This window comes from Limnomicrobium aquaticum (assembly GCF_040545545.1).
GTDB classification, from domain to species: Bacteria; Pseudomonadota; Alphaproteobacteria; order Rhizobiales; family Rhizobiaceae; genus Ensifer_A; species Ensifer_A aquaticum.
Map to the genome: position 1 here is coordinate 344,913 of NZ_JBEPMB010000003.1, position 12,785 is coordinate 357,697.

Consider the following 12,785-nt stretch of genomic DNA (forward strand, 5'->3'; position numbering starts at 1 on the left):
TCCTATTTGATCGAGCCTGTCATGCCCTGCACGAACTGGCGCTGCATGACGAAGAAGACGAGAAGGGTGGGAAGCGTGGCGAGAATGGCGCTGACCATCACTGCGCCGAAATCCGGGTAATAGGCCGAGGCGAGCGAGGAGACGACGAGCGTGATCGTCTTCATCTCGTTGCTCTGCAGCACGATGAGCGGCCAGAGATAGTTGTTCCATGAGGCCATGAAGACGATGATGAAGGCCGCCGCATAGGTCGAGCGCATCACCGGCACATAGATCAGCAGGAAGATCTGCCATTCCTTCAGGCCATCGACGCGGGCCGCATCGCGCAACTCCGAGGGAAAGGCCTTGGTGGACTGGCGGAAATAGAAGATGACGAAGGCCGAGCCGATGGTCGGCAGGATGACGGCCCAATGCGTGTCAATGAGGCCGAGCTTGCCCATCATGATGAAGAGGGGGATCATCAGCGCTGCAAATGGCACCATGAGGGTCAGCAGGATGCCGTTATAGACCCGCTCGCGATATTTCGAGCGGAAGACCTCGAAACCGTAGCCTGCAAGCGACGCCACGACGAGCGTCAGTGCCGTCGAGATCAGTGCGATCTTGATCGAATTCCAGAAGACCAGTGGGACATCGACGGCGGCGGCAAAGGCGCGGATATTGTCGATCAGCGCGCTGCCGATGCCGATCTTGCCCGTCACGATGTCGTTCGAGTTATTGGTCGCGCCCAGGATCATCCAGATGAAGGGGAAGATCGAGAGGAAGGCCATGATGCCGAGAAAGGCGTAGGTGAAGACGGCGCTGAGCGCGCGGGTGAGCCGGTCCATCAGTCCTTCTCCCTCAATGCGTAGAACTGGATGACGGCGAGCAGCGCGACGGCCAGCACGATCACATAGGAGACGGTGGCCGCATAACCGAAGCTCGGCACGAACTTGAAGGTCAGGTTGTAGATATAGACCGAGAGCGTCAGCGCGGAATTGGATGGCCCGGCCGCACTGCCTGCGTCGCTCGTCATGATGTTGCGCACCTCGTCGAAGAGCTGCAGCGTGCCGATGGTCGAGGTCACGGTGGTGAACAGGATCACGGGCTTCAGCATGGGCACGGTCAGATAGAAGAACCGGCCCCAGGACGGCACGCCATCGATGCGCGAGGCCTCATAGATCGATTTGTCGATATTCTGCAGCGCGGCCAGGAAGAAGATCATGTTGTAGCCGGTCCAGCGCCAGGTGATGGCGATGATGATCAGCACGCGTGCCCAGAACGGGTCGGTCATCCACGGGATCGGCTGGTCGGTGATGTGGAGGGCCAGCAGCGTCGAATTGATCAGGCCATCCTGCACGAACATGCTCTTGAACAGCACCGCGTAGCCGACCAGCGACGACACGCAGGGCAGGAAGATGGCGGTGCGGATCACGCCGCGAAATTTCAGGTTCGGATTGTCGAGCAGCGAGGCGAGAAAGAGCGCCAGCGTCAGCATGACCGGCACCTGAACGATGAAGAAGATCATCGTGTTGTAGAGCGCCAGCATGAACATCGGATCGTCGAAGAGCCGCTTGATATTCGCGAGCCCCCCGAACTGGATCATCATGCCTTTCCCGGTCTGGAACGACATCCAGAGCGAGTAGAGGATCGGATAGACCATGAAGACGCCGATCAGCAGCGCGGCAGGCGCGACGAAAAACCAGCCGTTGATGTCGAAATAGCGGTTCAGGCTGCGGTTTGCGCTTGCCATCGTGAATATCCGGTTTTGTGTCCAAAGCATTGCCTGCCCACGTCAATGGGCAGGACTTGCGCCACGGCGCGCGCGGCGAACCCTTGAGAGGGTGTATCGTCGGTGCAAAGACGCGGAGGCGAGCCGGTCTTTCGAACGGCCCGCCGCCACTTGGGAGGATCTTACTGCATCGACGACTTGGCTTGGGCCTCGATCGCCTTCAGGGCCGCATCGACATCGCCACCCTTGCCGACAGCCGGCAACTGGGCTGCGACGGCGGAATCGACTTCGTTGGTGAAGGTGCCGTAGTTGACAGACGGAACCTTGGAGAGCCAGTCAGCGAATTTCTGCCAGATCTTTTCGCCGCCGAAGAACTTGTCGGCCGTTTCATAGGCCGCACCCTTGCGGGCTTCCATCAGCGAGCCGACGGCGCCCTGATCGACGAGGATCTTCTGGTAGAAGTCGACATTCTTGGCATAAACCGAGTTCAGGAAGTCGATGGCTTCCTTCTTCTCAGGCGAAGAAGCGATCACATACCAGCTGGAGCCGCCGAGGTTGGAGGCATCCGTGGCGCCCTTGACGTCAAGCTTCGGGATCGGAGCAACGCCCCACTTGTTTTCCTGGTCCTTCGTGGCCTTGATCGTGCCGGTGATCCAGACGCCGGTGATGACGGTCGCGACATCGCCCGAGGTGAAGGTGCTGACCCAGTTTGCCCAGCCGGAAGCCGGCTTGGTGATGCCCGAGGCAAGCAGCTTGCCTTCGGTTTTCAGCGCGGCCTTCAGCGCTTCGTTGCCGGTGATGTTCAGCTCGCCCTTGTCGTTGAAGTACCAGCCGCCTGCCGACTGCATCATGATGCGGATGAGGCCGGCATCGTTCGGGTCGAGACCCATCATCTTCTTACCGGTCTTTTCGGAGACCTTCTTGCCGATCTCGATATACTTGTCCCAGGTCAGGTTCTGCATATCTTCCGGCTTGTAGCCGGCAGCTTCCAGGTAGTCCTTGCGATAGTAGAGGCCGGTGACGCCGGAGTCGAAGGGCATGGAATAGGTCTTGCCGTCAACGGTGGCGAGCTTGACCTTGTAGGGCGCGAACTTGGAGTAATCGACCACGTCGTTCATCGACGCGAAGGCGCCGGGGAAGGACTGGATATACTTCTGTGCGCCGTAGTCTTCGATGAGAACGATATCCGGCAGGCTGGTCGTGACGCCGGATGCCAGCGTCGTCTGAAGCTTGGCTTCCACGTCGGCCTTGGCGAAGTCGACGACCTTGATGTTGATGTCCGGATGCGTCTTCGAATAGATCGCGCCGGCTTCCTTCATGATGGCGACGTTGAAATTGGGGTCCCAGCACCAGACAGTGATGTCCTTGGCCTGGGCGGCTGCCATCGCCAGCACGCTCGACGTGCTGAAGACGAGCGCAGCAAGCGACGTCTTGAAAGTCGTGTTCATCAGATTTCCTCCCGAGAATGCAAAAGTCGCGCGGTAAACCCATCCGCTGACCGGGAGTAAAGCCTAATTCATTTTGCCGTGCAAGAAAATTTTTAGTAAATATTTATTGCACTGCAGCGAGGCTTGCCACCGGAGTGGCGGCCTCCGCCGGCCGAAGGCAACTTTGCCGCCAAATCATGGTGGTAGGGATGATGACGCGCTTGGCGTAGTCGCGCCCGGCCAGCCGCTCGACCAGTAGATCGACCGCCGTTTCCCCTATGCTTTCGCTGCGGATGCGAACGGTTGTCAGCGGAGGATTGAGGAATTGCGAGACCGGGATGTCGTTGAATGATGCGACCGAGATGTCCTGCGGGATCGAAAGCCCGGCCTCCTGGAAGGCGCGATAGGCACCAATCGCCATGTTGTCATTGGCGGTGACGACGATATCGGGCCGTTCGCCGCGCTCAAGCAACTGTTTTGCCAGCATATATCCGGTTTCCAGACGCAGGTTCTGGCCCGTGTCGCAGATATTGCCGAGCACCAGCCGATTGGGCTCGAACAGGCCTTTTTCCTTGTGCCATTCGATATAGGCGCGACAGCGCGTCTCGCCGTGCGGCTCGGAGCGGCCGTCGATATTCTCGTAGCTGCCGATGAAGGCGATGCGCCGGTAGCCGAGGCCAGACAGATTGTCGAGCAGCTTGCGCGTCGTCTCGTTCAAGTCGCTGTAAACGCTGTCGAGATCATCGCGCTTCGGGTTGAAGTCGGCAAAGACGAGATTGCGGCAATTGTCCTGCAGCCAGTCGATTTCGCGCGGCGAATGCTTGCCGATGACGATCACGCCGGCGGCCCCCTGAAGGATGACCGGGTCCGGCAACTGGTCGCTGTGGTAAACTTTTACGATCTCGGTCCTCATGTCGCGGCAGCGGTTTTCGATGCCGAGGCGAACACCGATATAATAGGGGTCCGCCAGCTCTTCCGACGACTGCAGGAAGTGAACGAGAACGAGCCGTGTCAGCGCCACGGACGAAGCGCTGAACGGCAGGGGCGCGGCGGCGCGGTTTCGATTGCGCGGCGTTTCGTAATTCAGCGCTTCCGCAGTCTCGATGACAGCCTGCCGCTTGGCCGGAGAAATCGAGAGTGTCGGGTCATAGTTGAGGACGCGCGAAACCGTGGCGGCGGAAACACCGGCAGCCTTTGCGATCTCCTTGATGGTGACCATGCTTCTCGCCTCGACACGTCCTGGCGGCGCCGATTTAGTAAAATTTTACTGCGCCATTTCTCCTTGATAGCGCAAAAGCAGCCGATTGTCTGCCCCACGCGGCCGTTCGTCACGACGTTTTTGTGACGAGCCGCATTTTCCAACTCATCGATATTGCGCGGCGTGAAAAGAAACGCGCCAGAGAGCGTGCACGACATCACACGGACGAAAAAAAGCCCGTCCGCTTTTTAGGTGGGAGCAGGACGGGCCAAAGTGCTGAAAAGGGTCACTGACAATAAATTTGAAATATTCATTTCACGGTCATCATAATCCTGTCGCCCCTGACGAAGATCTTCTCGCTGCCTTTCGCCCTGGCAGTGAATCTGACGGCGCGCGCGGTTGCTGGGCCATTGCATCACCACCCGCTGGCAATGCAAAGGCCACAGAAAGAACAAAGCCTTTCAGCGCATTGTTCATCCTCGTCCCCTCCGACTGAGATGATGCAGCGAGATTACCTGGAAAACCGGGTGCCCTCATCCTCCAAATGGGGGATGTCGCGATTTTTTTCTGAGATTGAGAAAGGAGCAGTTGCCGGCGGCGTCTGTTCGTCAAATGGGCGATCAGGCAAACATGGGTCGCTGTCTGCTGATCGCGCTTTCGAGTCTGGCAAAGCCGTCGTGAATGAGGAGAGCAAGGACGGCGACGATCAGTCCGCCCTGAAGAACAAAGGCGGTGTTGTTCGAGGTGAGGCCGGCAATGATCACCTCGCCGAGCGTCTTTGCTGCAACGGTCGAACCGATCGTCGCCGTGCCAAGCGAGATGACGGCGGTGAGACGGATGCCAGTGAGGATGACTGGCAGAGCGAGCGGAAGTTCGACGCTGACCAGTCGTTGCAGGTCTGTCATGCCGACGCCGCGCGCGGCTTCCTGAACGGTGGGCGGGATGGTTGTGAGGCCTGTCAGGGCATTTTCGAAGATGGGCAGGAGACCGTAGAGAAAGAGCGCAATCAAGGTCGGGATGGGCCCGAAGCCGAAGACGGGGACGGCGAGCGCCAGCACGGCGACCGGCGGAAAGGTCTGGCCCATATTCGCGATCGAGCGCGAGAGGGCCAGGAATTCGCGGCCCGCCGGCCGCGTGACGAGGATCGCGAGGCCGACGGAGACGATGGTTGCCGCAAGCGTTGCGGCTGCCACCATCGCAAGATGACTGAGCGTCAGTGAAAGCAGGCTGGATTGCGTATAGACGGCCGGCGCACCATTGGCCGCGAAGGGCGCGAAAACGGGCGCGAAGCCCTGCGGCTCAGCAAGAAAGGCGACGAGCAGAACGACAAGGATGAGGCGGAGAAGGAGCGCCACGCTCATTGCGGCCGTCCTCCCTGGGCGATGATGCTTTCGCGTGTCACGCGGCCGACAATCGCGCCATTGCGCATGACCGGAAGAGCAGCCCTACCGGACCACAATGCTTCGGAGAGCGCATCCTTGAGAGACGCCGTCGCGTCGATCGGTGAGCCCGGCGCATCGCCCGGCTCCATGATGTCCGAGACCGGGGAAAGTGACAGCATGCGAAAGGCGCGGTCGTCGCTGCCGACCAGTTCCGCGACGAATTCAGTGGCGGGGCGAGCGATGATCTCCGCGGGTGTTGCGAACTGCAGGAGCTTGCCCTTTTCCATCACGGCGATGCGGTCGCCCAGGCGGATCGCCTCTTCCATGCCATGGGTCACGAGCACGATGGTCGTTGCAAACTTGCGCTGGATGTCAATGAGATCATCCTGCGCCTTGCCGCGAATGATCGGATCGAGCGCGCCGAAAGGCTCGTCCATCAGCAGCACGGCGGGCTCCGCCGCAAGCGCCCGCGCCACGCCGATGCGTTGCTGCTGGCCACCGGAAAGTTCGTGGGGCATGCGGGCGCGGAACCGCGCGGGTTCGAGATGGAACAGCGTCAGCAATTCATCGACGCGGGCGTCGATCCGCTTCCGGTCCCAGCCGAGCAACTTCGGCACGGTCGCGATATTCTCCGCCACGGTCCGGTGCGGAAACAGACCATAGCCCTGTATGGCATAGCCGATGGCGCGGCGCAGTTCGTGGCCGGGCAGATCGCGATTGTCGCGCCCGTCGATCATGATCGCGCCGGAGGTCGGTTCGACCAGACGGTTGATCATCCTCAGCAGCGTCGTCTTGCCCGAGCCGGACGTACCGACCACCGTGACGATCTCGCCGCTTTCGACCGTCAGCGAGACATCATCGACGGCGCGGACACCGTCATAGGCCTTGGTGATCTCTCTGATTTCGATCATGCCTCTACGCTCCGTTTGGGAACAGGGTTTGCAATTTCCACCAGCGCGTCGAGCACGATGGCAGAGGCAAAGGCGAGGGCGACTGTGGGCAGCGCGCCAAGCAGCACGAGATCCGTCGCCGTCTGGCTGATGCCCTGAAAGACGAAGGTGCCGAAGCCGCCACCGCCGATGAGACCGGCGAGCACGGCAAGGCCCAGATTCTGCACCAGCACGATGCGGATGCCGGTGAGGATGACCGGGAAGGCGAGCGGCATGTCGACCTCGAAGAGGCGCTGCCGCGCCGTCAAGCCCATGCCCCGCGCGGCATCCCGCGCTTGTGGCGGCACGCTTTCCAGGCCGGCCACGGTGTTGGAGACCATCGGCAGCAGCGAATAGGCAAAGAGCGCGACGAAGGCCGGCGCGATGCCGATGCCGGCAATGCCGACTGCGGACGCGCCCGGCACATGCGCGCCGATCCAGGCGAGCGGCGCAATCAGCAGGCCGAACAGCGCCATGGAGGGAATGGTCTGCAGGATGTTGAGGCTGTTCAACAGCGCTGCGCGGGCAGACGGTACCCGGAAACAGAGGATACCGATCGGAATGCCGATGAGGGCGGCGGCTGTCAGCGATCCGACCGCCAGCAGCAGATGCACCCGCGCCTCGCGCCAGAAGACATCGGCGCGGTTGGCATATTCGCGCAGGATGGAAAGGGAATCCCAGATGCCCGAGGCAAGCAGCAGCCACAAGGCAGCGCCAGTGAGGCCAAGAAGGACAAGCCGACCCCAAGGCGACATCCTCAGCCGCACGCTCGCATCTGCAAGGGCTATGGAGAAGGCAAATGCGACAATCCAGAAGGCGCCGCCGGGCGCGACACGGGCATAGGTGTTGGCGGGTGGAGTGAGAAACACGCCTGATCGTCCGGAGGCCAGGGCCAGCACTGCAAGAGCGAGGGCGCAGAGCATGAGCCGAATCACCGGCGGTGTCCGCAGCAGGAGAACCGCACAGGCCGCGATCACCACGCCCAGGACCAACCACGCCTCCAGTGGCGGAAGGGCGGACAGCAGCCCCACCGGCTTTGCGGCAACAATCCTGTTGGCCCGGAAGAGACTGAAGGGCTGGAGGGCGAGGCCGGCCACTGCAATTGCGACAAGTATCGCCCCGAGCCTGTCCAGCCCGGAGCGTTCGCTTCCTCTTGAATCGATGCCTTCCTGTACTGACATCTTTTCCGCCAGACCCGTGCCGGTCATGCCCGCCGGCCCTTTCCGGCCGTCATCTTACTTGACGAAGCCCTTGGATGACAGGAAGTCCGCCGCGACCGCATTGGCCGGCTCGCCGCCAACTTGAACGCGCCCGTTGAGAGTCTGCAGCGTCTGGAGATCCAGCGCCTCGAAGATAGGCTTCAGGAGATCGGCGATCTTCGGATATTGCTTCAGCTTTTCTTCGCGGATGATCGGGGTGGGCAGGTAGACCGGCTGCACGCCCTTGTCGTCTTCCATGACCTTGAGACCCGAGGGCGCAATCCCGCCATCCGTGCCGTAAACCATGGCGGCGTTGGCGCCGGAGGTCTGCTGGGCTGCCGCCGAAATCGTGGCGGCCGTGTCGCCGCCGGAGAGCGTGATCAGCTGCTCCGGCTTCATCTTGAAGCCATAGGCCTTTTCGAAGGCGGGCAGCGCCGAGGGCGATGTCACGAATTCAGACGAAGCGGCAAGCTTCACCTGTCCGCCCTTGGCGACATAGGCGCCGAAATCGGAGAGTTTGGCGAGTTTGTTGGCATCCGCCACATCGCCGCGCACGGCAATCGCCCAGGTGTTGTTCGCCTTGGCCGGCGTCAGCCAGACGATCTTGTTGGCGGCGTAGTCGAGTTCCTTGGCCTTGGCATAGCCTTCGTCTGCCTTGTTCCATACGGGCAGGTCCGCCTTGTTGAAGAAGAAGGCGGCGTTGCCGGTGTACTCCGGATAGATATCGATCTGCCCTTGAGTGATCGCTTGGCGGACTATCGGCGTCGCACCGAGCTGGATCTTGCTCTCGACCGGAATGTTGTTGGCCTTCAGCACCTGCAGGATGATGTTGCCCAGCACCCCGCCCTCCGTGTCGATCTTCGACGAGACGACGACGCTGTCGGCGGCAAAGCCGTGAGTGGCAGTGAATGCGGCAAGCGCGACCGCGCCGGCGAATTTCAGAAGCCTGTTCATCATGTCTTCCCTTCCTCTCCGCTGCCCAGCCCGATGGCCGGAGGCAGTGTTTGTCCCGTCAAGTCTCAGCATTGTGGCTTACGTTCATGACAATGTACGGCGGCGGCCAAGGTTCCCGGCTGCCGCCGTTGGTCTGAGGTTCTTCGTAAACCGCATTGCTGCCAAGGATTGGCAGGAGTAAATACGGTCGCCGTCGGCGATCCGTTCACTGCCGAAGGCAATACGGTACAAAAAAGGGGGCGATGCCTCGCCCCCCACGATAATATGGAAAAATGTGAACCCTTCAGGTCTGCCCAATCCGCTTGAGGAATTTCTTCCGGCCCGCTTCGCCCATCTTTTCAAGCGTCGGATAAAGCCCGCCGAGCAGCCATGGGAAGGCCCCGGCGATGCGGCCGCTGATGCTTTCCGAATAGGGCACATAGACTTCCAGCTTCGGCTTGCTCAGCGCCTTCTCGTAGGCCTTGGCGACATCGTCGGCGGTGACGGGCACGCCGACGAAGTTGAGCGCCGAGCCGCCATGCATCGCCTCGTGGCGCAGCATCGGCGTATCAACCCCGGCAGGATAGATGCCGGTGACGTGTACGCCGTGGCGTTTCAGCTCATCCTTCAGCCCCCAGAGCAGGCCGCGGACCCCGAACTTGGAGGCCGAATAGGTGGCCGAGCCTCGGAGCGAAACGACCCCGCCCATCGAAACGGTCGCCATGATGTGGCCCTTGCGGGCAAGCGTCATGCGCCGCGCCAGCGCCTGGATCAGGATCGAGGTGCTGATGAGGTTCACCTGAAGCTGGTCGAGCATGCCCTGCTGGGTGATATCGCCGAGATCGCCGATCACCAGCATGCCGGCATTGATGACGGCGACATCGATGAAGTCGCCATCGCGGATGACCTCGTCGCAGAAGCGGTTCAACGCGGCATTGTCGCGCTGGTCCAGAACCTTCAGGATCGCGCCCGGATAGGCTGCGGCACTCGCCGCAAGCCTTGCCTCGTCGATATCGACCAGCATCAGCCGGAAGCCGAGCGCATGGAAGCGTTTGGCGACGGCCGTGCCGATGCCGCCGGCGGCCCCGGTTATGAGGGCAAGCTTTCCGCCAAACCGGGTCATGCCGCATTCTCCTTCCTGATCGCGCTTGATGCCTGTCCGGCCGGCCTCGGGTTGGCAGCGGTTCGACGGCGCAGTGTCTCGTAGCTTGTGTCATCGAGATCGGGCCAGCCGAGCTTGCGGCGGAGTTCCGCGAGCAGCCGGATGAAGGTCGGCGTGTAGACGTAGTTGGCGTGGCGGGGACTATCGAGATAGACCTTGCCGCCGCGCAGGTCCGGCCGGTCATGGGCGCGCAGATCGTCCAGATAGGCGCGACCGACGCCGGTTTCCGTGGCGTTCACATCCGCGAGGATCAACTGCGCCATCTCGTCGAAGCGACGATAGGCGGCGTCGGCAAATTCGGTGAAGCCGAGGATGTAGAGGCCACGCTGTTTGCGATGCAGGATGTTGAGATAGAGTTGCGGCCGCCCGCCCTTCCATTCGAAGAGATTGTCGGCAAAGAAGGGCAGCTTGTACTCATAGCCCGTGCAGAACATCACGAGGTCGATTTCCTCGCGCGAACCGTCGGCGAAAATAACATCCTTGCCGTCGAAACCCTTCACGTCGCCCTTGGCGATGAGATCGCCATGGCCGAGATAGTGCAGGATCTGCGTGTTCATGATCGGATGGCTGGAGAGCGCATCGTGATCGGGCTTCGGCAGGCCGAGGCGGGTGAGGTCGCCGTTCATCGTGTCGAGCATCTTGTTGACGTCGGTGACGATCGGCGCGCCCTTGGGCGGGAGGGCCTTTCCAGTGGTCAGCACATCGGTCGGGATGCCGAAGATATGCTTCGGCACGAATCGATAGCCGCGCCGGACGCTGAAGAAGGCCTTTGCGCCATGCTTGGCGGCGTCGCAGGCAATATCGACGCCGGAATTGCCGGCTCCGACGATCAGCACGCGCTTGCCCGTGAACTCGTCCGTCGAGCGATAGCTGACCGAGTGGCGGATTTCACCGGCAAAGGTTTCCGCACCCGGCAGCTTCGGCATGGTGGCATGCCAGGTCACGCCGGGGCAGGCGATCACGCCGTCATAATAGCGCACCTCGCCATTGCCGAGTTCGACGCGCCAGCGATCGCCCTCTGGCTCGGCCTTCCTGACCTCCGTCTTGAAGGTGATGTGCTCGCGCAGTCCGAACGCGTCCGCAAAGGCGCGGATGTAGTCGAGAATCTGGCGGGCCGACGGATAGTCCGGATAGTTCGCCGGCATCGGGAAGCCGTAGAAATAGGATGTCCATTTCGACGAGATGAAATGCGCGCTGTCATAGATCGGCGTGCCTTCGTTTTCCGGATCCCACAGACCGCCAACATCGCCGTGGCGCTCGAAGCAGTCGAAGGGAACGCCCTCTTTCAGGAAGGCGCGCGCCATGATGAGGCCGGAGGGGCCGGCGCCGATGATGCAGTAGCGGCGCTTGTAGCCGGCAACGGTGGGCGCGGTGCGTTCGCCGTTGAAGCGGTAGGACGTGCTGGCAATCTGCGCATAGGCATTCGGCCGGTTGCGCTTCAGCCAGTTCGCATAGAAGAGCGCGGCTGCGACCAGCGGCACGAAGAGCCAGGGCAGGTGGTTGACGATCCAGTTGTCGCTGCCGGTCAGCTGGCCGTAGCTCAGGAAGATGGCGATAAGGAAGGCGGTCATGACGACGGCGCTCACGATCGGCAGGATGCGCGTGGCCCACAGGCCGCCGCGTCCGAGGCGGGCGAAGAAGCCGTAGACGGCGAGCGCCGAGGCGATCTGCATGGCGATGATGCCGATGGTGCCGAGCCCGATCATGCCGGACGCAATGCCGACATAGGGCGCAGCACCTGCAAGACCGAGGCCGATGACCAGCAGGAATTCAATCACCGACATGGCGACGCTGCCCACATGCGGCGCATGATGATCCGGGTGGATCGAGGCGAGCGCGCCGGGCAGAAGCTTGTCGTTGGCGAGCGCGAAGAGATAGCGGCTCGCGGCGTTGTGGATCGCGAGATAGCTTGCCAGGAACGAGGCCACGAGGAAGAGGCCCATGACCGCGACAAGCCCTTCACCGCCGTAGGTCTGGGCCAACGTGAAGACGAAATTGCCACTTTCCTTGGCGGCGAGCGCCTGGGCCTCGCCTGCACCCGCAGCACCGATGATGACCCAGACGGACAGCATGTAGAAGACCATGATAACGCCGAGCGCGATGAAGGTTGCGCGCGGGATCGAGCGGCGGGGTTGATGCGTTTCCTCGCCGTAAAGGGCCGCCGCCTCGAAGCCGATGAAGGAGACGACGACGAAGGGGATGACCGCGCCGATGCCGGGATTGGTCAGATTGCCGAGCGACCAGACATCGAGCGGGAAGGCGGCAAGGCCCTTCTGCGCAATCACGCAGATGTCGAAGACAAAGAGAATGGCGAATTCGGCCAGCATGAAGAACATCAGCACGCGCGCCGAAAGATCGAGCGAGCGGTAGCCGAGGATCGCTACGAGCGCCATGCCGCCTGCCGAAATCGCCATCCAGGAAATGTCGATGCCGAGCTCGTGGAAGAGCAGCGAGGTGAAATAGCCGAAGGCGGCCGCCATGCCGACCGAATAGACGGCATAGGCAAAGCCCGCGCAATAGGCGGCAACGACGCCCGCCGGGCGGCCGAGGCCCTGGCCGACCTGGGTGTAGAATGCGCCCTGGCTGACGATTTCGCGGCTGAGCGCCGTGTAGCCGGCGGCAAAGGCGAGAAGGGTGAGGCCGACCAGCAGATAGGCGATCGGCATGGAAAGGCCCGCGGATTGCGCGAGACCCAGCGGCGTGTTGCCGACCATAGCGGCAAGCGGTGCTGCCGCGGCGATCACCAGGACGACGACGCGCCCGGTGGAAATCTTCTTTTTCTCTCTTCCTCCCGTGGATGGAAATTTGGCTGCTATCGTCTCTGTCATCCCTATTTGCTCCCGCTCTCTT

At 61.7% G+C, this 12,785-nt stretch carries 10 protein-coding genes; all 10 read right to left on the reverse strand.

Going from position 1 to position 12,785, the window contains the following annotated elements:
• Nucleotides 1–2 precede the first annotated feature (2 nt).
• Nucleotides 3–821 (reverse strand): carbohydrate ABC transporter permease, encoded by an 819-nt coding sequence (locus ABID16_RS13220; RefSeq protein WP_354556814.1) that lies wholly within the window; start codon nucleotides 819–821, stop codon nucleotides 3–5.
• Nucleotides 821–1,726, reverse strand: a complete 906-nt coding sequence (locus ABID16_RS13225; RefSeq protein WP_354556815.1) for a carbohydrate ABC transporter permease — start codon at nucleotides 1,724–1,726, stop codon at nucleotides 821–823. Before ABID16_RS13225 ends, ABID16_RS13220 begins: the two co-directional genes overlap by 1 nt.
• Nucleotides 1,727–1,887: 161 nt before the next feature.
• A complete protein-coding gene (locus ABID16_RS13230) occupies nucleotides 1,888–3,153 on the reverse strand; it encodes an ABC transporter substrate-binding protein (protein ID WP_354556816.1) in 1,266 nt (421 codons plus the stop codon).
• A gap of 103 nt (nucleotides 3,154–3,256) precedes the next feature.
• Nucleotides 3,257–4,351 (reverse strand): LacI family DNA-binding transcriptional regulator, encoded by a 1,095-nt coding sequence (locus tag ABID16_RS13235; RefSeq protein ID WP_354556817.1) that lies wholly within the window; start codon nucleotides 4,349–4,351, stop codon nucleotides 3,257–3,259.
• A 599-nt stretch (nucleotides 4,352–4,950) separates the two neighbouring features.
• On the reverse strand, nucleotides 4,951–5,691 hold the full coding sequence (locus tag ABID16_RS13240) for an ABC transporter permease (protein WP_354556818.1): 741 nt from the start codon (nucleotides 5,689–5,691) through the stop codon (nucleotides 4,951–4,953).
• Nucleotides 5,688–6,623 carry an ABC transporter ATP-binding protein gene (locus tag ABID16_RS13245; RefSeq protein WP_354556819.1) on the reverse strand — a complete coding sequence of 312 codons (936 nt, stop codon included), beginning with the start codon at nucleotides 6,621–6,623 and terminating at the stop codon, nucleotides 5,688–5,690. Before ABID16_RS13245 ends, ABID16_RS13240 begins: the two co-directional genes overlap by 4 nt.
• Entirely contained in the window at nucleotides 6,620–7,822 is a 1,203-nt protein-coding gene (locus ABID16_RS13250; protein WP_354556888.1) for an ABC transporter permease, read from the reverse strand. Before ABID16_RS13250 ends, ABID16_RS13245 begins: the two co-directional genes overlap by 4 nt.
• 54 nt (nucleotides 7,823–7,876) lie before the next feature.
• Entirely contained in the window at nucleotides 7,877–8,794 is a 918-nt protein-coding gene (gene osmF, locus ABID16_RS13255; protein WP_354556889.1) for a glycine betaine ABC transporter substrate-binding protein OsmF, read from the reverse strand.
• A gap of 283 nt (nucleotides 8,795–9,077) precedes the next feature.
• Nucleotides 9,078–9,896: an SDR family NAD(P)-dependent oxidoreductase gene (locus ABID16_RS13260; protein WP_354556820.1), complete on the reverse strand. Its 819-nt coding sequence runs from the start codon at nucleotides 9,894–9,896 to the stop codon at nucleotides 9,078–9,080.
• Nucleotides 9,893–12,763 carry an amino acid permease gene (locus ABID16_RS13265; protein ID WP_354556821.1) on the reverse strand — a complete coding sequence of 957 codons (2,871 nt, stop codon included), beginning with the start codon at nucleotides 12,761–12,763 and terminating at the stop codon, nucleotides 9,893–9,895. The genes ABID16_RS13260 and ABID16_RS13265 overlap by 4 nt, the downstream gene beginning before the upstream one ends.
• Nucleotides 12,764–12,785: the final 22 nt, after the last annotated feature.

Bases quoted from the DNA above. Each gene is read 5' to 3' on its own strand.
- ABID16_RS13245 (WP_354556819.1), bottom strand. From the start codon at position 6,623: ATGATCGAAATCAGAGAGATCACCAAGGCCTATGACGGTGTCCGCGCC.
- ABID16_RS13235 (WP_354556817.1), bottom strand. From the start codon at position 4,351: ATGGTCACCATCAAGGAGATCGCAAAGGCTGCCGGTGTTTCCGCCGCC.
- osmF (WP_354556889.1), bottom strand. From the start codon at position 8,794: ATGAACAGGCTTCTGAAATTCGCCGGCGCGGTCGCGCTTGCCGCATTC.
- ABID16_RS13220 (WP_354556814.1), bottom strand. From the start codon at position 821: ATGGACCGGCTCACCCGCGCGCTCAGCGCCGTCTTCACCTACGCCTTT.
- ABID16_RS13265 (WP_354556821.1), bottom strand. From the start codon at position 12,763: ATGACAGAGACGATAGCAGCCAAATTTCCATCCACGGGAGGAAGAGAG.
- ABID16_RS13240 (WP_354556818.1), bottom strand. From the start codon at position 5,691: ATGAGCGTGGCGCTCCTTCTCCGCCTCATCCTTGTCGTTCTGCTCGTC.
- ABID16_RS13230 (WP_354556816.1), bottom strand. From the start codon at position 3,153: ATGAACACGACTTTCAAGACGTCGCTTGCTGCGCTCGTCTTCAGCACG.
- ABID16_RS13260 (WP_354556820.1), bottom strand. From the start codon at position 9,896: ATGACCCGGTTTGGCGGAAAGCTTGCCCTCATAACCGGGGCCGCCGGC.
- ABID16_RS13225 (WP_354556815.1), bottom strand. From the start codon at position 1,726: ATGGCAAGCGCAAACCGCAGCCTGAACCGCTATTTCGACATCAACGGC.
- ABID16_RS13250 (WP_354556888.1), bottom strand. From the start codon at position 7,822: ATGTCAGTACAGGAAGGCATCGATTCAAGAGGAAGCGAACGCTCCGGG.